A 23098-nucleotide genomic window follows, 5' to 3' on the forward strand; every position below is an offset into this window, starting at 1 on the left:
CTCCTCCGGGAGGACGTCGGTTGGGGACACCTGGCCCGGCACGACCGGGCTCAGGTCCGGATCGCCTCGATCGCGTCGAGGACCTTCTCACGGAATTTCGGAGGCAGCGGCACGTATCCCGCCTGCTCCAGGTTCTCCTTGCCCGCGTGGGCAGCGACGCGCAGCGCGGCGGTCACCGACTGGGCCGTCTGCTCGTCGTATCCCGCCGAGCACACGACCTCGTAGGTGGCCAGCACCAGGGGGTAGACCCCGGCGGAGTCGTTGCCGTAGATCGACTCCAGGTTCAGCCGGAGGTCGTGACCGCTACCGGCTATCTCGGCACCGTCGATGGCCTTGCCCGCCGATCGGCTGGTCAGCTCGACGGGGCCGTTGCCGCTGTCGATGGCGGCGATGCCCAGGCCCGCGTTCTTCGGGAAGGCCCAGGCGGCATAGGTGATCCCGCCCTCGGTCTGTTCGACCGAGGAGGTCACCCCGTCGGTGCCCGCCCTGCCCTGGCCGACACCGGAGCCGGGGCGGAACGTCTTGCCCGCTCCCTGCCACATGCCGTCGGTGGCGATGGACAGGTACTCCTGGAAGTTCGCCGAGGTGCCGGACTCGTCGGAGCGGTAGAACGGGACGATCTCGATGCCCGGCAGCTCGGTTCCCGGGTTGAGCCGCCGGATGGCGGGATCGTTCCACCGCGTGATCTCGCCCTGGTAGATCCCCGTGATCGTCTCGGGGCTGAGGGTGAGGTCGTCGACCCCCGGGATGTTGTAGGTGATCGCCAGCGGACCGAACACCATGGGGATGTTCCAGGCCGGGTTCCCGCCGCAACGCTTCGCGGCCTTCTCGGCCTCGGACCCGCTCAGTGCCTCGTCGGAGCCGGCGAAATCGACCTGACCGGCGGTGAACGCGGAGATCCCCTTGCCGGAGCCGGAGGCGGTGTAGTTGAGCTGCCTGCCCTGACACTTGACCCCGAAGTCCCTGGCGAAGACGTCCATGGCGTTCTTCTGCGCGGAGGAACCCTCTGCCTCCACGGAGGCCTCTCCGCAGTCGACCTCGAGCTGTCGCAGCTCGGAGTTCAGATCGGCCGTGGTGACGTTGCGATCGGTTCCGCAGGCGCTCAGCGCGAGAACACCCACCGCGAGAAACCCGAGCGCGACGCTGTGCCGCCCGAATTGCACGTCGTTCCTCCAAGGCAACGGAGTTGACGGCGTGTGCCGTTCCGAGGGCGACCCTAAGGCGGCCGGGTAGCCATCGACCGCCATCCAGGTGAACAAAAGGTGAACACGGCACGCTAAGTAAGCAAGGACACAGCTGGACGGGTGAGCGAACCCGAAACTCACTCACCCGCCCGGCATTTCCGGACACCCTGAGTGCTCACCGCCGATCAGCGGCCGAACTGCGCGTCGACGTCCCAGCGCTCGAAGCCCAGGCGGCGGTAGACGCTGACGGCGGGACCGTTGTCCGCCTCCACGTAGAGCATCACGCGGGGGCATCCGACACCACGCAGATACCGCAGCCCGGCCAGGGTCAACGCACGACCGAGACCGCTACCCTGAGTGTTCGGATCCACGCCGACCACGTAGACCTCACCGCTGCCGTCCGGGTGAATCTTGGTCCAGTGGAAACCGAGCAACCGGTCCGCGCTGTCGACGGCGAGCAGGAAACCCGCCGGGTCGAACCAGTCCAGCTCCTCCTTCTCGCGCAGTTCGGCCTCGGTCATCCCGCCCTGCTCGGGGTGCCAGGAGAACGCGAGGTGATTGACCCGAACCAGCTCCGGCTCGTCCTCACCCACCCGGAAACCGCGTATCGTGACTCCCTCGGGCAGCACGGGCTCGTCGAGCTCGCCGCCGGTGAGCTCACGGCCCATCCGCCACAACTCGCGGACCCGGGTGAACCCGAACCGTTCCGCCAACCGCACCGCACCGCCGAGCAGGCCGTGCGACCAGACCCGCAGCCGCCCGGAGTCCTCCTCGCCGGACTCGGCCAGCGTCTCGGAGCGTTCGAGCAACGCGCGAATCAGCTGGCCTCCCACCCCGTTGCCCCGGTAACGGGGATGTACCGCGAGCTCGGCCACCAACGGCCGCCCCTCCGACTCCCCTTCGGTGTCCAGGTGGGCGTAGCCCGCCAGTTCACCACCGTCGGCGCGCACCACGAAGTGCTCCGAGCCACCGACGTCGGCCTGCACCGGCTCGATCTGTTCACTCACTCCCCGGTGGGCACGCAACCGCATGACCACGTGCTCTCCGGCGGGAGCCACACCGTCCACTCGTTCGGCTTCGGAAAGCAGCTCGAAGACCTCGGCGGTCTCGGCCTCGTCCAGCCCGTTTCGCCACGTCAGATGCACCACACCGCCGAGATTACCGATGTTCGCCCACTGTTGGTTGCCCGCGTGTCGCGCCACGACTAAGAAACAGGAGAGACCATCGTCACGAACACCGAAGTCGCGGCGAGTAAGACGACGACCGCGGCGCGCCGCGCCCTGCCTCCAAGGTGGTGTCGAATTCTCGCGAAATCGCCGGGCCGCCGAGAGCGCGGGGCCGAACTCCCACCACCCCCGCACTCGGCCCCGCCGCGGGTTCTCCCGCGCGGCTCTCGCGAGGACGGTCCCGACGTTGTGTAGTCGCTACCCGATGTCGGGGCACCCACAGCGAGAGCCGCGCGAGAGGTTCCGCCACATGACCACCCAAGCAAACCGAGCGACAACCTCCCGTGGAAAGTGACCATGCGTTTGAAAGCCCGCCTCGGCACCGCCGACGCCGTAACGATCGGACTGAGTTCGATGATCGGCGCCGGACTGTTCGCGGCGTTCGCCCCGGCGGCGTCGCGGGCGGGCTGGAACCTCGTGCCCGCACTGCTGCTGGCCGCGTCGGTGGCCTTCTGCAACGCCACCAGCTCGGCCGCCCTGGCCGCGCGCCACCCCGCGGCGGGCGGTGCCTACGTCTACGGACGCGAACGGCTCGGGTCGAACTGGGGCTACCTGGCGGGCTGGGGCTTCGTCACGGGCAAGACCGCCTCGTGCGCCGCGATGGCGCTGACGGCCGCCAACTACCTGGTTCCCGACCACCCGCGTGTCGCCGCAGTGGCGTCCGTGCTGTTGCTGACCGGGACCAACTACGTGGGAATCACCCGGACGGCACGGCTGGCCAGGGGACTGCTGGGAATCACCCTCACCGGCTTGGCGGTGGCGCTGGTGGCGATCTGGTTCCCGGACCGGACCCCACCGCTCCTACCCGGCGTCACGGACCTCCCGCCGGGGACCGAGCTCCGCTGGGGCGGGCTGTGGGGGATCACCGGGGCCGCGGGTCTGCTGTTCTTCGCCTTCGCCGGATACGCCCGGATAGCCACCCTCGGCGAAGAGGTCCGCGACCCGGAACGGACCATCCCGAGGGCCATCCCGATCGCGCTGGGCTCGGTGGTGGTGCTGTACCTGGTGGTCGGCGTGACGTTGCTCGGAGCGCTGGGCCCGGCCGAGCTGGCGAGGTCCACCGCCCCGCTGGCCGAGGCCGTGCGCGGCGGACCGCTCCCCTGGTCGGCCCCCGCCGCGCGGCTGGCGGCGGGGACGGCCGCGCTGGGCGCGCTGCTGGCGCTGCTGGCTGGCGTGGGCAGGACCGCGCTGGCGATGGCACGCGAGGGGGACCTGCCGCGTTGGCTGAACCGGGTTCACCCCAGGTTCGGTACCCCGCACCACGCGGAACTCGGGGTCGCGGCCGTGGTGGCGGTACTGGTCCTGGCCGGTGACCTGCGGTCGGTCATCGGCTTCTCCTCGTTCGGGGTGCTGGTCTACTACGCCGTCGCCAACTCGGCGGCGTGGCGCCTGCCCCGGGATCAGCGGTGGTTCCCCCGAGCGCTCCCGGCGGTGGGCCTACTGGGGTGCGCTGTACTCGCGTTCAGCCTGCCGTGGCAGGCCGTGGTCGCCGGAGTCGGCTGCTTCCTCGTCGGCCTGCTGCTCCGCCTCCAGCGGAAACTCCTGCCCAACCCGCTGGGCGGCAGAGTCGGCCCGTCGTGAACCGCCTGTCTCCCTGCTGCTGGTCCGGGAGGGCCGCACGAACTTGTAGCCGACGCTGCGAACAGTGCCGATCATGGCCTCGTGCTCGGGGCCGAGCTTGGCCCGCAGCCGCCTGATGTGCACATCCACCGTGCGGGTGCCACCGAAGAAGTCGTAACCCCAGACGTCCTGCAACAGCTGCACACGGGTGAAGACCCTGCCGGCGTGGGTGGCGAGGTGCTTGAGCAGCTCGAACTCCTTGTAGGTCAGTTCGAGGGCCCTCCCCTTGAGCCTGGCGGTGTAGGTCTCGTCCTCGATGACCAGGTCGCCCACCGTGACCGGGCCTCCCGCCACGGAATCGGCACCGCGCCGCGCCGTGCGCAGCCTGATCCGCGCGTCCACCTCGGCGGGGCCCGCCGTGGGCAGCAGCACGTCGTCCACACCCCACTCCGCGTTGACCACCACGAGGCCGCCCTCGTTGACCACCGCGAACACCGGCAGCCCGGAATCCGGGGAGGACAGCATCCGGCACAGCTTCCTGGCTTCGGCGAGGTCGTGACGAGCGTCCACCACGACGAGCTCGTACCCGGTGGCCGTGGCCATCGCCGAGCTGTCCGGGGCGATCACCCGAACACGGTGAGGCAGCAGGGCCAGAGCCGGCAGCACGGACTCGCAGTCGGACTCGTTGCTCAACAACAGCAGATCGGAGCTCATACAATGCCTCCGTAAACCGGCGCGGACGCCGGACGTGGGCGATACGGAAAGGGACGCCGTGGCCGGTCGTCGAGGCGCCGTTGCCTCCGATGACGGTGAGGATACCCATAACACGGTGGACCGGCACAGTTAACGCAACACAACTCACACGACCGCCGCAACGGTGGCGCGCGTCGTCGGAGAGTAACGGCCCGGTGACCGGCGCGTGTGCCGGGAAGCGGCGGTGCCGCCCGTGCGACCGGGCGGCGTCCGGGTACGCGGGCACCACCGCCGCTTCCTGCCGCGACCGGGTCCGGCTCGCCCGGCCTACCATTGGGGCGAAAGCACCCGTGTGTCTGCCGTGGGCGCACCAGACAGAAACGGAAGAAACCGGTGCGACGTGCCTTTCCGTTCAAGAAGTTCACGATCACGCTGGTCGTGCTCCTCGGTCTCCTCCTCGCGGCCGACTTCGGTGCCGCGGCGGCCGCCGAGTATCAGGTCTCCAAGAAGATGGGGCAGAAACTCGAGGGAAACCGCGATCCCGGAGTGCGGATAACCGGTTTTCCGTTCCTGACGCAGGCGGCACGCGGCGACTTCCGCGACGTCCGGTTACGCGTCCCCGGCGTGGACGTGGGGCCGTTGCGGGACGTGGACGTCCGGGCGCGGCTGCACCACGCGCGGCTGTCCACGTTCGGGATGCTGACGGGCAACAGCAGCCGGATAAGGGTCGAGGAGGTCACCGGCAGCATTCGCATCGACGAGTCCGACCTCGACGGAGTCCTCCCGGTCCGGGACCTGCGGATAATCCCGGCCGAGAGATCGGACGCCTCGGCAGCGACGGCCGGGGGATCGGGCGACGACTCCTCGACCAGAGTGCGGATGCGGGGGAAGGTCGACATCGCGGGCACCACCAACCGGGTGGCGGTGACGGGCGGGCTGCACCTCCGGGACGGCGAGCTGCGGATCGTGCCCGAGGAGCTGGAGCTGGACAACAGCGCCGTCGGACGCGTGGATCTGGCGGGCCCCTTCGAGAAGGCGATCCTGCGGCGGTTCGACACCTCGGTCGACCCCGGGGGACTGCCGTTCGACGTGCGCCCGACGTCCGTACGGGTCGAGCGTGGCGCGCTGGTGGTGGCGGGCACCGCCGAGAACGTGGTCGTCGACGGCGACGGGGTCGGCGGCTGATGCCGCCGGGATGGTGGGCCCTGCTGATCGCGCTGCTGGTGACCGTGGTGCTCGGCACGGTACTGCGCGCACGGGAGGGCAGGATCACCAGGCGGAATAACGAGCGGGGAAACGGAGTTGACCGGTCGGTGTTCGATCAGCTTCCCGAGGAGATCGCCGAGGTACTGCGCCACGAGGTGACCGGCGGCGAACGCGAGTCCGGGGCGGTGGCGCCCGACCGGACGCACGGTCGCCCGCCCGAGGTCACCCTGCTGCAGCTGTCCACCACGTTCTGCGCGCCGTGTCGACACACCCGCATCCTGCTGTCGACGATGGCCGAGCGGACCGCGGGCCTGCGGCACGTGGAGATCGACCTGACCAACCGTCCGGAGTGGTCGGGCCCCTTACGGGTACACACCACCCCGACCACTCTCGCGCTGGATGCGGCGGGCAGGGAATTGTTCCGGCTCTCGGGAGTCCCCCGACGGGAGGGCCTCACCGAGGCCCTGCGTCCCCACCTTCCCTGAGAACCGTCCGCGCGGCGGTTCACCCCGGAGACGAGCCCGGGTCGGGAACGACACTCCGGAAGACCTCCGTCCGGCGGCCGGGACGTGGAACCACGCCGCGGCTCCACCGCGAGCGACGCGGGCCGCCCACCCCCTGAACCGTCTACTTCGGACATAACAACGGCCGTGCCGTCGCGGCTGACCCCGGGGAAGCGGGCCGCCCGCGACGGGGCGTTTCCGGCCGAATCCCCGGAACCATCCCAACAGGTGAACAATCTTTCCGCTCGCCACTCGTGACGGGTAACCTCCGAAGTGTGCATGTACTGCTGACCTCCAGGCGCGCGGTGGATCTGTGCCGCGTCGGAAGCAGCCTGTGTCGCGGATGACGACAAGGGCGGCGGCACCGGATGCGAGCGGTCCCCACACCGACGTGTCGACCCACCCCGTCCCGGCGGATTCGGCAACCCCTTCCACCGGCCAGGAGACCTCATGCCCAGTGATGCCCGCATCGATCCACGCGGTGTCCGCTTCACGGCATGGATCACCAGCGGCATCCTCGTCGTTGGCCTGCTGACCGGGAGTTGGCGGGTACTGGCGGCGCAGACCGCTCTGTTCGCGCTGTGCTCCTTCGTGGGACTGCGCATGAATCCGTGGGGGCACTTCTACCGGCACGCAGTACGGCCCCACCTGTCCGACGCCCCGGATCGGCCGTACGAGGACCCCGCGCCGGTTCGGTTCGCCCAGGGAATCGGGTTCGCCTGCACCCTGGTGGCCACCGTCGGATACGCCGGGGGCTGGACCGCCCTGGGGGTGACGACGAACGCGCTGGCGCTGGTGGCCGCGCTGCTCAACGCCGCTTTCGGCTACTGCCTCGGTTGCCGGTTGTACCCACTGGCCCGGAGGTTGGTCCCCGTGGGACCGGCCACCCGAATCCGCTGAGAATCCACACTTCGCCGATACGAACGAAGGAGTCGCTCGATGAGTCGTGAGCAGGTCCTGGTCACCACCGACTGGGCCGAACAGAACCTGGACACCGACGGAGTCGTGTTCGCCGAGGTCGACGAGGACACCACGGCCTACGACGGCGGGCACATCCGCGGCGCGGTCAAGCTCGACTGGCGCAACGAGCTGCAGGACCACGTACGGCGCGACTTCGTCGGCCGGGAGGACTTCGGCAAGCTGCTGTCCGCCAAGGGCATCTCGAACGACGACACGGTGATCCTCTACGGCGGCAACAACAACTGGTTCGCCGCCTACGCCTACTGGTACTTCAAGCTCTACGGCCACCGCGACGTCCGGCTGCTCGACGGCGGGCGCAAGAAGTGGGAGCTGGACGGCAGGGAGCTGACCAAGGAGGTCCCGGAGCGTCCCGCGACCAACTACGTCGCGGGGGAGCCGGACAACTCGATCCGCGCCTTCCGCGACGAGGTCGTCGACGCGATCGGCCAGCGCAACCTGGTGGACGTGCGCTCACCTGACGAGTTCTCCGGCAAGCTGCTCGCCCCGGCGCACCTGCCGCAGGAGTCCGCGCAGCGCGCCGGCCACATCCCGTCCGCGATCAACGTTCCCTGGAGCCGCGCCGCCAACGAGGACGGCACCTTCAAGTCCGAGGACGAGCTGCGCAAGGTCTACAACGAGGCCGGGCTGGACGACTCCCGGAACACGATCGCCTACTGCAGGATCGGCGAGCGTTCCTCGCACACCTGGTTCGTACTGCACGAGCTGCTGGGGCACCAGAACGTGAAGAACTACGACGGTTCGTGGACCGAGTACGGCTCGCTGGTCGGCGTGCCGATCGAGAACCCGAGTGAGCAGGAGGCGTGACCGTGAGCAGCGGATGCGGAGCACCCGACCAGTCGGTCGCGGGTGCGGACACCGGTGACCAGACCGTCGTCGCGGGCAAGGTGCGCTCCGGAGGGCAGCCGGTCGGCGGTGCCTTCGTGCGGCTGTTGAACTCCGCCGGCGACTTCACCGCCGAGGTCGTCTCCGCCGACAGCGGCGACTTCCGGTTCTACGCGGCCGAGGGGACGTGGACCGTCCGGGCGCTGCACCGGGACGGCAGCGGCGAGTCCGAGGTGGCCGCCACGGGACCGGGCCTGCACGAGGTCGACATCGCCGTGGCGTGACCACCGCTTCGGGGCCGGGCCGGCGCGTGGTGAGGTACCGCCCGGCCCGCCTTCGACCCTCCCGTGGGTGCCCTCTCGGCCCGGGACGACACCCCGGCCCGAGAGGTCGACGCCCGAACGGCGTGGGAAAGCCGGGCGGGGCGGACCGGCGGGTGGTGCCGAGTCGGCGACGTCGGCACCACTGGCTCGCCTCTCCCCGGTGACGCTCAACAGCGGAACCGACGTTCAGCCCGCGAGGACGCGGGAACGCAGCAGGGCGAACGCCCGTTCGTCGCGCTCCTGGGCGGCCGGGTCGGAGTCCTCGGTGCACCCGACGGTGGTGAAGTCGAGGACCTCCCAGCCGGTGCGGTCGAACAACCGGCGCAGCCCGGCCTCCGAGAAGATCCAGAAGTTGGTGGGGTCGTCGTTGGCCTCGGTCGGGTGGAGCAGGTAGGCCACCGGTTGTTCGGCGAAGCGGGTGCCGTGGTCCGGGCTGAGCTGTGCGATGCGGGTGGAGACGAAGCACAGTTCGCTGTGCCCGGCCAACGTCTCCAGCGCGTAGAACGGGTTCTTCAGGTGGTACAGCAGCCCGAGGAACAGCACGGCCCGGTAGCGCTCGGTGGGCAGCCGGAACTGGCTGTCCAGGTCCACGTCGTGGATGCGTGCGTCGGAGTCGAGCCGTTCGGCCAGCAGGCGCGCTCCGCGCAGCCCGTTGTAGTTGGGAGCCGAGGTCTCCACCACGTCGAGCTCGCACCCCAGCTGGGACTCCAGAAAGAACCCCAGGTCACCGTCGGCTGCGCCGATGTCGGCGATCCGCTGCCCGGCGAGCCGGTCGAACACTGTCCGGTTGGGGCCGGACAGCAACCCGTCCAGGTGAAGCATGTTGGCGAGGGTGTCGAAGGGGTACCAGGGAAAGTCCGGGTCGATCTCAGACTTGCGCTTCAGTAACCATTCCCGGTAGGCCATCGCCTTGTCCCGCAGTGTCGCGAACTCCATGTGATCCCTGTCTCTCCGGCGCCGGTCCCAGCCCCGCTGAGCACCGAAACGCGCTTGGGACGCCGTGTCGTACCGGCAGATCATGCCTGAGACCACACCCCACGACGGGCGGGTGGTGGTTATGCTTACGCCCGTGACACTCATCGACTTCCTGCACTACGGCCTGGTCACTCTGGTGGGGATCGCCGCCCTGGCGACGGTCTGGTTCGCCGTCTACGTGGTGTATCGCCTGCACAGCGACTGATGAGGCGGACCCCGGAACGGGGAGCGGCGACGAGTGCGACCAGCCTTCGAGGTAGTCTCGGAGGCGATGTCTGCCACGCCCAACCAGCCGTCCGAACAGTCCGGCCCGTCCAACGGTCAACCGCAGCCCGGCAGCGGTGACGCGGCGGTGCGCGCCCAGGCCGAACGCGCGGAGAAGACCCGAGGGCGCAACATTCCCGAGTTCGACGACCTGCCGGGGGTCGGTGACACCGCGAACCTGCGCATGGGACCGGAGCTCAACGGCGCCTGCCTGGGGCTGCTGCCGCTGATCGGCGTCTGGCGCGGCGAGGGCGAGGCCAACCACCCCTCGCTGGACGAGAAGTACCGCTTCCTGCAGCAGGTAACCTTCGCGCACGACGGCAGGCCGTTCCTGTACTACGAGAGCCGCGCCTGGAAGCTGGACGGCGAGGGCGGCGAGATCGTGGAGCCCGCCTTCCGCGAGCTCGGCTGGTGGCGTCCGCAGCCCGACGACAGCATCGAGCTGCTGCTGGTGCACTCCTCCGGCATCGCGGAGATGTTCTTCGGCAATCCCCGGAACCAGACCAGCTGGGAGCTGTCCACCGACGCGGTGCTGCGCACGCCCACCTCGGAGGACGTGACCGCCGCGACCCGGCTGTACGGCGTGGTCGAGGGATCGCTGGCCTACGTCGAGGAGCGCGCCACCTCCGAGCACGAGCTGCAGCCCCGGCTCTCCGCCAAGCTGGAACGCGTGGTCGGCTGAGGACCGACACGGCGCCGACGCCGGAACTCCGACCGGCCTTCTCGGGCTGCGGGATGGCCGTTCGCCCGTGCCCCCCGGAGACACTTCTCGGCGCGACGAGGAGCGGACCGACCATCGCCCGGGACGGACCGCCGAAGTCCGGTCGGCAGAACCCCCTGGTTCGGCGAGCGGGTTCGGCCTTCGTGGCTGGCGGCTCGGGAGCCACGCGGGGCGACTCGAATGACCACTCACGCCACGTGGCCCGCCACCTCGACGCCGTATTCGCACCGGAAACACGGCGCCGCTCTCCATTTCCGGGCGAGCGCCCGGTTCGAACAACCGTTCCGGAACGCTGAGGGGCGAACGCGCGGTCATTCAGTGGCGCCCTCCCGCTGCCACGGATCTCGGCGGGCTCTCCGGGCGAGGTGCGCGGCCACCACCGCGCAGACGGCAGCTCCGGCCAGCAACGCGTACAGCAGCGGAGCCACGTAGCCCGGAACCAGATCGGAAGTACCGCCGCTCGCCCACACGCACTCGGCACTCGGCGGGAAGAGACCGTAATCGACCCGATCGAAACCACCCCCACGAGGCCCCTCCCTCGGCGAGGACAAGCACACCTCCCCCGCGTCGGGGACGGTGATCGTGTGCAGGAACCCCCAGCCATAGTCCAGCGAGGCGAGGGAAAGAAAAACCACGACGGAGTACGACCAGATCGCGACAGGGTTTCTCCGGTCGATGGAAGTCAGCAGCTTCACCACCGAAGCGAGCGGACCGAACACGAGCAGCGGCAACAGCGGAAACGTCAGAAAAACCATTTCTTCCTCCCGCGTTTTCCCGAACTCCGGGGAGCACCACCGCGAACCTTCCTTCCGGCGGTTTCGAACGACCTCGGCGCATCCGTCATCGATGGCACCGGCACGGTTCAGGCCGTACAGCGGTGAGCGCCGGAACACCACGCGATCGTGTGCGGCTCGGGGAAGGAGTCCGGCAGCACGGGAAACCGCCCTCAGGTGTCGGTGGCCACGGTCGCCGAGCGCTCGAACACTCCGCCGGATGAACCGGCCGCCCCCGCACCGGCGGTGCCACGGCTGACTGTTTCCGCGCATCCTCCCGATGATCACAGCGGTCCGCCCCGCGCCGGAATTCACGACGGAATCACGGCGGTGGAAACAGCCACCCGCGGTTTTCCCGGTCCCACAACCCGCCGATCAGCCGTGGTCGAGCGGCGACCGGCCCCGGAACCGTCAGTACCGCGACTCGTAGAGCTTGCAGATCCGCTCGTGCAGTCCCGAGTCGGTGGCCACGGACGTGCCGTCGATCGTGTGCACCTGGGTGATCTTGCGGATGCTCGAAGCCAGCCAGACCCCGTCGGCGCGCCACAGCCGCTCGCGGGCTATCGGCTCCACCGCCGTCCGCCAGCCCGCCTCCTCGGCCGCCCGGAACAACGCGCCCTGGGTGGTTCCCCGCAGGATGCCGGAGCTCGGCGGCGGGGTCGCCAGCCTGCCGTCCTCCGCCAGCACCACGTTGGAGGTGGGGCCCTCCAGCAGGGAGTCGTCGCTCGCGGTGAACACGACCTCGTCGGCGTCGCGCCGTTCCGCCTCGCGCAGTGCGGCCATGTTGACCGCGTAGGACAGCGTCTTCGCCGAGAGCAACAGCCAGGGGGCCCGCTCCATCATCCCCGGGTCGATGCCGCGCTCCAGGGTCACCACCGAGATCCCCCGGGCGCGCTTGCGCATCAGCTCCTCCGACAGCGACTGCCCCGACACGAAGGCGGTGGGGGTGCCGTCCCCGCCGTCCAGCCCGCGGGTGCACACGAGCTTGACCGCCGCCTCCCGCTCGCTGCCCCACGGCCATTCCCCCAGCACCGTCCGCACGGCGTGCTGCCACTTCGCGCGGTCCGGCAGCGTCAGCTCCATCAGGCGCGCCGACCGCTCCAACCGGTCCAGGTGAGCCTCCAGCTCCCGGGGGTGACCGTCGACGGCCAGGATCGTCTCGAAGATCCCGTCCCCGCGTTGCACCCCGAGGTCGTGGGAACGCAGCAGGGGGGTGTCGGGATCGACGAGGGTGCCGTCGAGCAGAGCCAGGATGCGCATACCCGCAGCCTAGTAGGGCTCGGACGCTCCGCTCGCCGGAGTACTCACCCGGTGGGGCGACGGCACGCTCCCGACCGGGAACGGGCGTACCTCGCCACGGCCGTCTGCTCGCGCCCGAGCGGGTCGTACGGGTCACGCCGGTCGTACGATCGGGTCGAGACTCGGCAGAGGCGTCCTGGCACGTGGAGCACGCCGCAACCCACGGGGAACTCAGATGAGGCAGAACGAGGAACGACCCCCGAACGAGAGGCGGTCGCGAACCGGGCGGGGGCAGGGGAACGGCAAACCCGCGCTGCGCAGCACGTTGCACCAGCGGGGTATGCGCATGACACCGCAACGCCAGCTGGTCCTCGACTCCGTCCGGGAACTGGAGCACGCCACCCCGGAGCAGGTGTGCAAGCACATCCAGCGGACGACGCCGACGGTCAACATCACCACCGTCTACCGCGCCCTCGACCTGCTGGAGCAGCTCGGGCTGGTTCGGCACACCCACCTGGGGCACGGCGCTCCCACCTACTCGGCGGAGGAGCACGAGCACGTGCACCTGGTCTGCCACCACTGCGGCGAGGTGGACGAGGTCCCCTGCGAGTGGTTCGAGGAGCTCGGCGGACTGCTGCGCCGGGAGCGCGGGTTCGCGCTGGACGCCAGCCACCTCGCGCTGTCCGGGACCTGCGCGGCGTGCCGGGCGGACGAGGCGGACCGGGGCGGGAATACCGGAGATCCGCACGGTGCTGACCCTGACGAAGGCGGCTGACCGGGGTCCACCTCCGATCTCACGGCGTGCCCTCGCCGCCGGAGCCTCCGTCGGTTCCCGCGACGAAGACGTCGAGTAGGTACCGCGCCAACACCGAGAAGAAAGCACCGGCAGCGAGCCGCCGGAATCCCGCGATGGGAGAAGAATGAACTCACCCCTGCTCGAACTTCCCGGTGCGGTCCCCGCACCCGAGGACTCCCCGGACTTCGGGGTGCCGTGGCACTTCGGCGACCCGTTCGGGGAACAGCGCGCCGCCACCCGGGACGCGGTGGTCGTCGACCGCTCGCACCGCCAGGTGATCGCGGTTCCGGGTGGGGAGCGCCTGAGCTGGCTGCACCTGGTGCTCTCGCAGCACCTCACCGAACTGGACGAGGACCGGGGCACCGAGGCGCTGGTGCTGGACAGCCAGGGGCGGGTGGACAGCCACATGATGGTGGCCCACCACGGGGAGGTCGTCTACCTCGACTGCGAGGCGGGCTCCACGGCGACCAGCGCGCTGCCCAGCATGGGCACGGACGGCACCCAGTCCCTGCCGGAGTACCTGGAGGCGATGCGGTTCTGGTCCGACGTCCAGCCGCGCGAGGCCACCGAGGAGTTCGCGGTGTTCACCGTGATCGGCCCTCGGGCGGGCGAGGTGCTGGAGGCGTCCGGGGTGACGGTCCCGAACGAACCCTACGGGGTGAGTGGCCTGCCCGGCGGTGGACTGGTCCGGCACGTGCCGTTCCGCCAGGTCTTCACCGCCGATCTGCTGGTGCCCCGGGACTCGATGGTCGACTGGTGGATGCGGTTGACCAACCAGGGCGCGCGCCGGGCGGGCACCATGGCCTACGAGGCACTGCGCGTGGAGGCGCTGCGCCCACGGGTGGGCCTGGACACCGACGAGCGGGCGATCCCCCACGAGCTGGGCTGGATCCACACCGCCGCGCACGTGGCCAAGGGCTGCTACCGGGGTCAGGAGACCGTGGCCAAGGTTCACAACGTGGGCAAGCCGCCGCGTCGGATGCTGCTGCTGCACCTGGACGGTTCGGTGGAGATACGTCCCGAGACCGGTGATCCGGTGCTGCGCGGCGAGCGCACCGTGGGGCGGGTGGGCAGCGTGGTGCTGCACCACGAGCTGGGGCCCGTGGCCCTGGCGCTGCTGAAGCGCTCGGCTCCGGTCGACGAGGAGCTGCTGGCGGGCGACGCCGAGCAGGAGCGCCAGGTCGCCGCCGCCGTGGACCCGGACTCGGTGCCGCCGGACACGGGAGAACCGCCGGGCAGGATCGCGGCGCAGCGGGTTCGCGGGCACTGATCGGAACCGGAACCCCGCTGCCCGTGCCCGTCGCGGCGGGTGAGGGCTCGCCACACGTACCCGGGCCCGGCATGCTCCCGAGCCCGCCACGTCGCCTCTCTCGGCGGCGGGGCCGGTGCGACCACCGTGCGGAGGCCACCGGAACCGGTCGGTGAAGTGTGCGGGATCGCCCTCGGCGCGGGGTCACCGCGAGCGGCCGCTGTGCCAAGATCGAAGCATGACAGCGCCGTCAACCGATCCAGCCGGCTCACCGGAGCGCCCGGGAACGATCATCACGGTCGCGGTGACGGGAGCCCACGCGAAAGCGGACGTCCCCGCGCTTCCCGTCGGCAGTGAGGAGGTGGCGGCCGCGGCGGCCTCCTGCGCGCGGGTGGGGGCCTCGGTCGTCGACCTGGAGCCCCGGCACGACACCTCGGTGCCGGACGTGGTGGCGGCGATACGCAACCGGACCGACCTGGTGGTGCGGGTGTCCGCCTACGCGCGTTCGGAGACCCTGGCGACCCTGCTGGACTCCGGCGCCGAGGTGCTGACCTGCCCGGTGGACGCGCCGGAGGAGTTCGTCTCCGACCTGCGTGCCGGAGCGAGCTCCCGGGACATCGCGGTGCACCACGAGGTGCGGGAGCTCGACCAGTTGGAAACGCTGCGGCTGCGTTGTGCCGAGGAGACCGGCCCGTCGCACGCGGTGCTGGTCTTCGGCTCCTCCGCCGGAGCCGGGATGCGCGGCGACCTGGAGACGCTGAGCGCGGCGGTGGCGCGGCTTCCGGAAGGGGTCGGCTACACGGTGGCGGGACTGGACGGGACGGCAGTGCCGATGCTGCTGGCCACGTTGGCCACCGACGGTCACGTCCGGGTGGGGATGGCCGACACCCTGGAGTACGCGCCGGAGGTGCCGGTCCGGGACAACGCCCAGCTGGTGGCCCGCGCCGCCGGAGTGGCGAAGATAGCTCAGCGGTTGCCACTGTCGGTATCCCACGTTCGTGGGGTGTTCGGGTTGTCCGGGTGAAACGCGGGGCGGCACATCATCCGATCACACCACGTGGTGGAGCGTCTGCCCTAGGATGTGGGTAGTTTCGAGCACCGGAGCCCCGGCTCCGGCGAGCTCAGCGCCTGATGCAGAGGATGTGGCCGTGATCGAAGTGCGCCCCGGTGGCCGCCGGCGCATCGACCGGGTTCTGGACCCGGGCTACGCGGGTGGTCTCGAACAACGTGATCTCGACGAAGTCCGCTCGCTGCGGGACGAGGCGGCGCAGGAGGAGACGGACCTGTCCTATCTGCGCCGGATGCTGCACGCGCGGATCGACATCGTGCGTGCCGAGCAGCGCAGGCGCTCCGAGAACGGTTCCGCGACGGTGGTCGAGGAGCTGGTCGGCATCCTCTCGGACAACGCCGTCGGACCGGCCACCGGCTCGGGGCGCTACCAGACTGTGGAACCCTCGCGGGTCGAGGCGCACCGCAGGCACGTGGAGGCCCTGGTGTCGGACGTGGACCTGTCCGACGTGATGTCGCTGTCGGCCGCGAAGCTCGACGCGGCCCTGCGGGCCTTCGAGTCCGAGGAGGAGTCCGTCTCCACTCGGCGCAAGCAGGTACAGCACGTGGTGGACGAACTCAACGACGAGATCGCCCGCCGATACCGCGAGGGAGTCGCGTCGGTGGACGAATTACTGGCTGCGGAAAGGGACGGGCATTGAGCGAGCAGGGTGAACACGCCCCGTTGGTGGAGCTGGTTCGCGGCGACATCCGGGAGGGGCTTCATCACGGTTCGGCGGTGGTGCTGGCACCGGACGGCGAGGTGTCGCACCGCGTGGGCGAGGTCGATCGACCGATGTACCCGCGTTCGGCGAACAAACCGGCTCAGGCCGTGGGCATGGTGCGGGCGGGGCTGGAGCTCGCCGAGCAGGCCGATCTGGCGATGGCCGCGGCCTCCCACAACGGGGAGCCGGAACACGTGCTGCGTACTCGGGAGCTGTTGCACCGCCACGATCTGACCGAGGACGCGCTGCGGTGCCCCACCGACTGGCCGCTGCGGGAGGACGAGCGTGACCGGCGCGCCTCGGAGGGATTCGGCAGGCAGCGCATCACGATGAACTGCTCGGGCAAGCACGCGGCGATGCTCGCCACGTGCACCCAGCGCGGCTGGGCCACCGAGGACTACCTGGACCGCGGGCATCCGCTGCAGATCGGGCTGCACGAGGTGGTCGCCGAACTGGCGGGTGAACCGATCCCCTCGGTCTCGGTGGACGGCTGCGGAGCCCCGCTGTTCGCGCTCTCGCTGACGGGGCTCGCCCGCACGTTCCGGAGCATGGTCACCGCGGCTCCCGGAACCGCCGAGCGTCGGGTCGCCGACGCCATGCGCGCGCACCCCTGGTTCGTGGCGGGCACCGAGCGCGAGGACACGCTGCTGATGCGCGCGGTTCCCGGGCTGCTGAGCAAGTCCGGGGTCGAGGGGGTGCTGGCGGTGGCGCTGCCCGACGGGCACGCGGTCGCGGTGAAGGTCGCGGACGGCTCGGCACGCGCCAGGCTGCCTGTGGTGGTGGCCGCACTGCGCTCGCTGGGGATCGACAACGAGGAGCTGGCGGCACTGGCGGAGAGCAGCGTGCTGGGCGGGGGCCAGCCGATGGGGACCGTCCGCGCACTGAAGGGCCTGTTCGACTGAGGCACGGCCGGATCGGGCTGTGCCGGTCCCGGACACGACCGGTTTTTCCCGGGACACCGTTCCCGGGTCCGGGACAGTCCGTTCTCCGGCGCGTGTGGCGGCAGGGGACCGTCGGGCGAGCGGCGCCCTCGGGGGCGGCCGCGCGCTTTCCGGTCAGTTGTACCGCTCGTGCGCGGCCAGCTCGGCCCAGAACTCCCGCAGTGCCTCGTAACGCTCCCCCACCTCGGTGGTGTGGCCGAGCTCCATCGCGTCCACGATCGCGTGCACGTCAGCCGCCGAGGTGTCGGCTTCCAGGTCCTCGTCGGACATCATCCGCACCAGGCCGCCGTAGTCGAGCTCCACCGCCGAGTGGGGGTGGAACCGCTCCAGCCAGCGACCGGTCTCCCGCAGAATCTTCGGCGGCCCCTCGTCCCCGAGGGTGTTCCGCGTGACGGTGTGGGCCCGCGAGACCCGCCTGCGGGCATCGGCCATCGAGGTCAGCCAGTAGAGCCGCTCGATCCTGCCGTGCTCGTCGTGGACGACGACGCGCTCCTCCGGATCGACCACGGCGAACCACGGAAGCGGGATGGTCCAGGTGGAGGAGATCACGTGGACCGCGCTGTCGGAGAGCTCCTGGACGACGGCGGAGGCCTTGGACTTGGCGGTCTCCTCGGGCACGTTCAGGGCCGCCGTGCGCAGCGGCGGGTCGGCCGCACCGATGAAACCGACCAGCGCGGCGGCGGCTCGGCCGCGCAGGTCCAGCGGACAGACGAGTGGCCCCGGCCCCACCTCGGAGGAGGAGCCGGTCGGCACGTCCTCCGGATCGAGCGCCAGCAGCTCCTCCGGCCCCTGGGCGGTGCCGTCGAAGGCCTCTCCCGGGAGCAGACGCGGACGGATGGACAGTTGGGTACGCAGCCACCTGTTCTGTTCCCGAGACCCGACCCCGACCGGATCCACAGCACCCTGCTCCAGCGCTTCGGAGAGCTGTTCACGTCGGGGCGACTCGAACGATGACAGGGGCTCGTACACCCTCATGTAGGCGACGAACGGCTCCGGCACAGCGTGTATGTTGCCATGCCGACGAGCGGCTCCTGGCAGTGCCCGCCCCGAGTGACACCGCCCGGACCTGTTGCGTTTCGCATCACCCGGCCCTGGTGGAGCCGGTTGGCCTACCACGTCGCGAAGAACCGCATCGGCACGGTACGGTAGTTACAGGAAAAGGTTGTCGAGATTAATGCGGGGCCGCCGTTCCCCTGGCCGCCCCGCAAACCCTGCGCGAGGGGGTCGAGCCATGGGGCGCGGCCGTGCCAAGGCCAAGCAGACGAAAGTGGCCCGCGAGCTGAAATACAATTCCCCCAGTGTTGACCTCGGGGCGTTGGAGCGTGAGCTTTCCTCTGACTACACCCCTGAGTGGTACGAAGAGGGAGATTACTACTACGACGACGACAGGGACGACGACCGCCGACGCTGAACGCGTTCATGCCGGCGGGCGACAGGTTCATTCGACCGGCTGAAGTTCGGCATCCCGTCGACGGGCGAGTCAGCGGCCCGCACTACGACCCGGCGGGGATGGTGCGTCGGGTTGAGCGAGTGATCGTTCGGAGACCATGCCGGGGTGCCCCACCGAATTCGGTGGGGCACCCCGGTGGGCTCCGTGCACGGTTCGCCGGCGCCGCGCAGCGTCGATCTCCGCTCGTTCCCGGTGAAACCGGCTCCACCCGGGTTCGTACGGTCCCGTCGGAGTCCGGCGTATCGCTCTCCCACAGGATGACGATTCCGAAACGGTCGAACGCGTCACCGTGCTGTCCCTGCCCGGACAGCCACGCCTTCCCGCACACTGTGCGGCCTCCCCGCCCCTCGGTTTTCCGCCGTCCGATTCGGCAGCGCCGGTTCACCAGCCGCTGCCGTACCCTCCGACCGCTGCCGATCGGGGCGGTGTGCGGGTGTCAGTGTGCGTGCGCCCCGTGAACCACGGCGTGCCCTTTGCCTCGGCCGATCATCCACTTGTTGACCGGCATCGCCAGCAGGAACGCCACAATCAGCGCGAAGGCCAACGCGGCCCAGAACAGCCAGTCGGCCAGTCCGGCGTGCATCGCTCCGGGAATCCCCACCATCACCAGGTTGTCCACCAACTCCATCACCGCGATGGAGAGGGTGTCGGCGGCGAGCGCCAGCCGCAGCGCGCGCTTGAAACCCACCCCCGCCCGCAGGACTCCACGCATGGTGAGGCTGTAACCGAACACGAAGGCCAGTACGACGGCGAGCGCGATGGTCCCCGCGTTGTGCAGGCCAACCGCCGTTCCGATGACCATGCCGGCGACCTCGCCGATGGCACATCCGGTAAGACAGTGCAGCGTCGCCGAGGCCGCCATGGCCCAGGAAGCCGTGTGCGTCGACATCGACCCCTCCACGATCGGGATTCACCGCCATCCCAACACATACCCCGATGGGGTATATTCCATGCACGGACGGCTGAAACGGGGACGCGCCGAACGACTCGGGAAGCCTCAGAACCTCGGGTGGTTGCCCCGCAGCACGACACGCTGACCGGTTTCGACCTCGGAATCGCCCGAGTCCTTGGTCACCTCGCCCAGCACCCAGGCGGGCAGGTGCCTGGCGGTCGAGACGGCCAGCGCCCGATCCACGTCCTCGGCGGCCACCACCGCGACCATGCCCACCCCCATGTTGAAGGTGCGCTCCATCTCGGCGTTCTCCAGCCTGCCGCGCTGCCCGATCAGACCGAAGACCGGATCCGGGGTCCAGGTCCCCCGGTCTATGACCGCGCTGAGACCGCTGGGCAGTACCCGTTCGAGATTGGCGGCGAGCCCACCACCCGTGATGTGGGCGAAGGCCCGCACCTCGGCTTCGGCCGCCAGCGCGAGGCACTCCTTGGCGTAGATGCGCGTCGGCTCCAGCAGCTCCTCACCGAGGGTGCGCCCGAACTCCTCCACATGCCCGGACAGCGGCATCCTCGCCTGCTCCAGCAGCACCCGGCGTACCAGGGAGAAACCGTTGGAGTGCAGGCCGGAGGAACGCATCCCGATCAGGACGTCGCCGGGGCGGACCCGGTCAGGTCCGAGCATGTCGTCGGCCTCGACCACGCCGACCCCCGTGGCCGAGATGTCGTACTCCCCGGGCGCCATCATGCCGGGGTGCTCGGCGGTCTCACCGCCCAGCAGCGCGCACCCCGCCTGCACGCACCCCTCGGAGACCCCCTTGACGAGGCTGCTGATCCGGTCCGGGTCGACCGACTCGGTGGCGATGTAGTCCTGCAGGAACATCGGTTCGGCGCCGCACACCACCAGATCGTCGACCACCATCGCGACCAGGTCGATGCCCACGGTGTCGTGGATGTCCATGGCCTGGGCGACGGCAAGCTTCGTACCCACCCCGTCGGTGGAGGAAGCCAGCACCGGTTCGGTCCAGCGGTCCAGTTTCAGCTGGAACAAGCCGGCGAACCCGCCGATGGAACCGAGCACCTCGGGACGCGTGGCGCGCTCCGCCCAGGGACGCATCCGCTCGACGGCCTCGTCACCCGCCTCGATACTGACCCCGGCCTCGGCATAGGTGGCGGCGGAGCCCTCCGGATCGCCGGTACCGGAATTCGACCCTGCCAGCAGGTCTTCGGACACGTCTTGCTCCAGATCTGGTGCGCGTTTTGAATCCAATGTGCGTGGCCGTGCGGTACCGCCCACGCTACGCCGGAGCGCGGGCGACCGGGACAACGAGCACGGAGTGCGGAACGTTTCACGGCCGGGGAAGCCTGCTCCCGGGCGGCTGCCCCGAAGCCGGGGAGATCACGGCCTGCTCACCGCGTCCTCAGCTCCGTAACCACTCGGTAACACCGGGTCGGAGGAGGTCGCCGCGTCACCGCCGGAGGTGGCGGGTCCCTCCAGCAGGTGCTTGCCGATCCGGTCCTCCTCCGGGATCGGGATCGGGTAGTTCCCGTCGAAGCAGGCCGCGCACAGCCGGTTGCGGGGCTGTTCGGACGCGGCCACCAGCCCGTCCAGGGAGACGTATCCCAGCGAGTCCGCACCGATCGACTGCCGGACCCCGTCGAGGTCGAGGCCGTTGGCGATGAGCTCGGCCCGGGAGGCGAAGTCGATCCCGTAGAAGCAGGGCCAGCGCACCGGCGGCGAGGCGATCCGCACGTGGACCTCCAGCGCCCCGGCCTCGCGCAGCATCTTCACCAGCGCCCGCTGGGTGTTGCCCCGCACGACGGAGTCGTCCACCACCACCAGCCGCTTGCCCCGGATGACCTCGCGCAGCGGGTTGAGCTTGAGCCTGATACCGAGCTGGCGGATCGTCTGCGACGGTTCGATGAAGGTACGCCCCACGTAGGCGTTCTTGACCAGCCCGTTGCCGTAGGCGATGTCGGCTTCCTGGGCGTACCCGATGGCCGCCGGGGTCCCGGACTCCGGAACCGGCATCACCAGGTCGGCCTCGGCCGGGTGCTCGCGCGCCAGCCTGCGGCCGATCTCCACCCTGGTGCTGTGCACCGAGCGCCCGGCGATCGTGGTGTCGGGCCGGGCCAGGTAGACGTACTCGAACACGCACCCCTTCGGTTCGGGGTTGGCGAAGCGCTGGGAACGCAGTCCCTCGGAGTCGATGGCCAGCAGTTCCCCCGGCTCCACCTCGCGTACGAAGGAGGCACCCACGATGTCCAGCGCCGCCGTCTCACTGGCGACCACCCAGCCGCGTTCCAGGCGACCGAGCACCAGCGGGCGGACACCGTGCGCGTCCCTGGCCGCGTAGAGCGTCGACTCGTCGGAGAAGACCATGCTGAACGCGCCGCGCACCGTCGGCAGCAGTTCCATGGCGGCCTGCTCGACTCCCTTGTCGGCGGCGTTGACGGCCAGCAGGCCGCACACCAGATCCGAGTCGGAAGTGGCCCGCTGGCAGGAGCCGGCGGCCGACGAGGCGTTGCCCGAGGCGGTGTCGGCCCCCTCCGCGACCGCGCGGTCGAACAGCTCGGCGGTGTTGACGAGGTTGCCGTTGTGCCCCAGCGCGAGCCCGCGACCGGTGACCGTGGTCCGGAAGGTGGGCTGCGCGTTCTCCCAGGTACTGCCACCGGTGGTGGAGTACCTGGCGTGGCCCACCGCCACGTGGCCCCGCAACGAGGCCAGGACCTGCTCGTCGAAGACCTGGCTGACCAGCCCGAGGTCCTTGTAGACGAGCATCTGCGAGCCGTCGCCGACGGAGATCCCCGCGGCTTCCTGCCCCCTGTGCTGTAGTGCGAACAGACCGTAGAAAGCGAGCTTGGCGACTTCCTCGCCAGGCGCCCAAACGCCGAAGACACCGCATTCCTCTCGCGGGGTGTCCTGCTCGACCGCCTCGGCGCTGCCCGGATATGGCAGGTCGGTGACCACCGAAAACTCCCTGAAGGACGGAGTCGGAGTTGCACCTCAGTATAAACCGCGTGTCACACCACGGTACCCACCTCCCGAGAGTGGGGCCGGTCACTCCTCCGCGACCTCCTCGCCCGGCTCGGCGATGCGCAACAGCGGCAGCCATCGCGAGAGGTCGGCCCGGGCCCCCGAGGCCGACACCAGCTCCGCCTCCACCGCCCGCTCCCAGCTCAGCTTTCCGGTGACCAGCGACAGCCAGGTGTGCGGATCGGTCTCGACGACGTTGGGAGGTGTCCCCCTCGTGTGCCTGGGGCCGGGAACGCACTGCACCGCGGAGAAGGGCGGTACCCGCACCTCCACGGTGCGTCCCGGGGCCAGTCGTTCCAGGGTTCGCAGGCTCAGCCGTACCGCCTCGGCCAGTTCGCTCCGCTCCGGGCGCGGCGCGCGGTCGTTCAGCCACGGCAGGGTGACGGACACGGCGGTGCGCAGTTCGGCGGGATCGACTTCTCGTCGGGCCGGCATGTCCGGCAGCTTACGAGCCGTTCACCGAACGACCGTCGCCGCCCGGCACGAATGGACGCC

General features: G+C 70.1%; 24 protein-coding genes and 1 pseudogene. 14 read left to right on the forward strand and 11 right to left on the reverse strand.

The window, feature by feature from the left end; translation table 11 throughout:
- Nucleotides 1–50: 50 nt before the first annotated feature.
- Both pstS and mshD read right to left on the reverse strand, forming a co-directional pair.
- The gene (gene pstS, locus BLQ75_RS14600) at nucleotides 51–1163 is read right to left on the reverse strand and encodes a phosphate ABC transporter substrate-binding protein PstS (RefSeq protein ID WP_092602639.1); all 1113 of its coding nucleotides are present in this window, start codon (nucleotides 1161–1163) and stop codon (nucleotides 51–53) included.
- Nucleotides 1164–1369: 206 nt separating this feature from the next.
- Entirely contained in the window at nucleotides 1370–2332 is a 963-nt protein-coding gene (gene mshD, locus BLQ75_RS14605) for a mycothiol synthase (protein WP_092602905.1), read from the reverse strand.
- Nucleotides 2333–2707: 375 nt separating this feature from the next.
- Here mshD and BLQ75_RS14610 point away from each other — a divergent pair.
- Nucleotides 2708–3949: pseudogene (locus tag BLQ75_RS14610) on the forward strand (APC family permease); the annotation flags it as partial.
- On the opposite strand, the gene BLQ75_RS14615 reads toward BLQ75_RS14610, so the two are convergent.
- Nucleotides 3848–4684: a winged helix-turn-helix transcriptional regulator gene (locus tag BLQ75_RS14615; protein WP_092602643.1), complete on the reverse strand. Its 837-nt coding sequence runs from the start codon at nucleotides 4682–4684 to the stop codon at nucleotides 3848–3850. The pseudogene BLQ75_RS14610 and the gene BLQ75_RS14615 sit on opposite strands and share 102 nt — an antisense overlap.
- A gap of 372 nt (nucleotides 4685–5056) precedes the next feature.
- Between BLQ75_RS14615 and BLQ75_RS14620 the strand changes: the two genes are divergently transcribed.
- The 6 genes from BLQ75_RS14620 (at nucleotide 5057) to BLQ75_RS14640 (ending at nucleotide 8459) form a co-directional block, all read left to right on the forward strand.
- On the forward strand, nucleotides 5057–5848 hold the full coding sequence (locus BLQ75_RS14620) for an LmeA family phospholipid-binding protein (RefSeq protein WP_092602645.1): 792 nt from the start codon (nucleotides 5057–5059) through the stop codon (nucleotides 5846–5848).
- A complete protein-coding gene (locus tag BLQ75_RS14625) occupies nucleotides 5848–6354 on the forward strand; it encodes a TlpA family protein disulfide reductase (protein WP_092602647.1) in 507 nt (168 codons plus the stop codon). The genes BLQ75_RS14620 and BLQ75_RS14625 overlap by 1 nt, the downstream gene beginning before the upstream one ends.
- A gap of 293 nt (nucleotides 6355–6647) precedes the next feature.
- Complete coding sequence (locus BLQ75_RS24720) at nucleotides 6648–6719, forward strand: putative leader peptide (protein WP_408626654.1); 72 nt, start codon at nucleotides 6648–6650, stop codon at nucleotides 6717–6719.
- 103 nt (nucleotides 6720–6822) lie between these two features.
- Nucleotides 6823–7272 carry a DUF4395 domain-containing protein gene (locus BLQ75_RS14630; RefSeq protein ID WP_092602649.1) on the forward strand — a complete coding sequence of 150 codons (450 nt, stop codon included), beginning with the start codon at nucleotides 6823–6825 and terminating at the stop codon, nucleotides 7270–7272.
- A gap of 39 nt (nucleotides 7273–7311) precedes the next feature.
- Nucleotides 7312–8157: a sulfurtransferase gene (locus tag BLQ75_RS14635; protein ID WP_092602651.1), complete on the forward strand. Its 846-nt coding sequence runs from the start codon at nucleotides 7312–7314 to the stop codon at nucleotides 8155–8157.
- A complete protein-coding gene (locus tag BLQ75_RS14640) occupies nucleotides 8154–8459 on the forward strand; it encodes a DUF1416 domain-containing protein (RefSeq protein WP_043569968.1) in 306 nt (101 codons plus the stop codon). Before BLQ75_RS14635 ends, BLQ75_RS14640 begins: the two co-directional genes overlap by 4 nt.
- Nucleotides 8460–8684: 225 nt before the next feature.
- Here BLQ75_RS14640 and BLQ75_RS14645 read toward each other — a convergent pair whose 3' ends face one another.
- On the reverse strand, nucleotides 8685–9434 hold the full coding sequence (locus BLQ75_RS14645; protein ID WP_092602653.1) for a methyltransferase domain-containing protein: 750 nt from the start codon (nucleotides 9432–9434) through the stop codon (nucleotides 8685–8687).
- Nucleotides 9435–9744: 310 nt separating this feature from the next.
- Between BLQ75_RS14645 and BLQ75_RS14655 the strand changes: the two genes are divergently transcribed.
- On the forward strand, nucleotides 9745–10419 hold the full coding sequence (locus BLQ75_RS14655; protein WP_092602655.1) for a heme-binding beta-barrel domain-containing protein: 675 nt from the start codon (nucleotides 9745–9747) through the stop codon (nucleotides 10417–10419).
- A 350-nt stretch (nucleotides 10420–10769) separates the two neighbouring features.
- Here BLQ75_RS14655 and BLQ75_RS14660 read toward each other — a convergent pair whose 3' ends face one another.
- Entirely contained in the window at nucleotides 10770–11213 is a 444-nt protein-coding gene (locus tag BLQ75_RS14660) for a hypothetical protein (protein ID WP_139182987.1), read from the reverse strand.
- A 429-nt stretch (nucleotides 11214–11642) separates the two neighbouring features.
- Nucleotides 11643–12491, reverse strand: coding sequence for an aminodeoxychorismate lyase (locus BLQ75_RS14665; protein WP_092602659.1), 849 nt, complete (start codon nucleotides 12489–12491; stop codon nucleotides 11643–11645).
- Nucleotides 12492–12810: 319 nt separating this feature from the next.
- Between BLQ75_RS14665 and BLQ75_RS14670 the strand changes: the two genes are divergently transcribed.
- From BLQ75_RS14670 to BLQ75_RS14690, 5 genes are all read left to right on the forward strand, one after another.
- Nucleotides 12811–13245: a Fur family transcriptional regulator gene (locus BLQ75_RS14670; protein ID WP_425286460.1), complete on the forward strand. Its 435-nt coding sequence runs from the start codon at nucleotides 12811–12813 to the stop codon at nucleotides 13243–13245.
- 145 nt (nucleotides 13246–13390) lie between these two features.
- Nucleotides 13391–14536 (forward strand): CAF17-like 4Fe-4S cluster assembly/insertion protein YgfZ, encoded by a 1146-nt coding sequence (gene ygfZ, locus BLQ75_RS14675; protein WP_170837500.1) that lies wholly within the window; start codon nucleotides 13391–13393, stop codon nucleotides 14534–14536.
- Nucleotides 14537–14753: 217 nt separating this feature from the next.
- On the forward strand, nucleotides 14754–15539 hold the full coding sequence (locus tag BLQ75_RS14680) for a 3-keto-5-aminohexanoate cleavage protein (RefSeq protein WP_092602663.1): 786 nt from the start codon (nucleotides 14754–14756) through the stop codon (nucleotides 15537–15539).
- A 124-nt stretch (nucleotides 15540–15663) separates the two neighbouring features.
- Nucleotides 15664–16224, forward strand: a complete 561-nt coding sequence (locus tag BLQ75_RS14685; RefSeq protein WP_092602910.1) for an RsiG family protein — start codon at nucleotides 15664–15666, stop codon at nucleotides 16222–16224.
- A complete protein-coding gene (locus BLQ75_RS14690) occupies nucleotides 16221–17189 on the forward strand; it encodes an asparaginase (protein ID WP_092602665.1) in 969 nt (322 codons plus the stop codon). The genes BLQ75_RS14685 and BLQ75_RS14690 overlap by 4 nt, the downstream gene beginning before the upstream one ends.
- 153 nt (nucleotides 17190–17342) lie before the next feature.
- Here the strand turns inward: BLQ75_RS14690 and BLQ75_RS14695 are convergent, their stop codons facing one another.
- Complete coding sequence (locus tag BLQ75_RS14695) at nucleotides 17343–18227, reverse strand: DUF8083 family protein (protein ID WP_092602667.1); 885 nt, start codon at nucleotides 18225–18227, stop codon at nucleotides 17343–17345.
- Between the two features lie 232 nt (nucleotides 18228–18459).
- Here BLQ75_RS14695 and BLQ75_RS14700 point away from each other — a divergent pair, with 232 nt between their 5' ends.
- Nucleotides 18460–18639 carry a DUF3073 domain-containing protein gene (locus tag BLQ75_RS14700; RefSeq protein WP_043569951.1) on the forward strand — a complete coding sequence of 60 codons (180 nt, stop codon included), beginning with the start codon at nucleotides 18460–18462 and terminating at the stop codon, nucleotides 18637–18639.
- Between the two features lie 475 nt (nucleotides 18640–19114).
- Here BLQ75_RS14700 and BLQ75_RS14705 read toward each other — a convergent pair whose 3' ends face one another.
- The 4 genes from BLQ75_RS14705 to BLQ75_RS14720 form a co-directional block, all read right to left on the reverse strand.
- Complete coding sequence (locus tag BLQ75_RS14705; protein ID WP_092602669.1) at nucleotides 19115–19567, reverse strand: DUF4396 domain-containing protein; 453 nt, start codon at nucleotides 19565–19567, stop codon at nucleotides 19115–19117.
- 108 nt (nucleotides 19568–19675) lie between these two features.
- Nucleotides 19676–20800, reverse strand: a complete 1125-nt coding sequence (purM, locus tag BLQ75_RS14710; protein WP_092602671.1) for a phosphoribosylformylglycinamidine cyclo-ligase — start codon at nucleotides 20798–20800, stop codon at nucleotides 19676–19678.
- 165 nt (nucleotides 20801–20965) lie between these two features.
- On the reverse strand, nucleotides 20966–22537 hold the full coding sequence (gene purF, locus BLQ75_RS14715) for an amidophosphoribosyltransferase (RefSeq protein WP_092602674.1): 1572 nt from the start codon (nucleotides 22535–22537) through the stop codon (nucleotides 20966–20968).
- Between the two features lie 90 nt (nucleotides 22538–22627).
- Nucleotides 22628–23038 (reverse strand): sterol carrier family protein, encoded by a 411-nt coding sequence (locus tag BLQ75_RS14720; protein ID WP_092602676.1) that lies wholly within the window; start codon nucleotides 23036–23038, stop codon nucleotides 22628–22630.
- Nucleotides 23039–23098: the final 60 nt, after the last annotated feature.

The organism is Actinopolyspora xinjiangensis (assembly GCF_900104475.1).
GTDB lineage: Bacteria > Actinomycetota > Actinomycetes > Mycobacteriales > Pseudonocardiaceae > Actinopolyspora > Actinopolyspora xinjiangensis.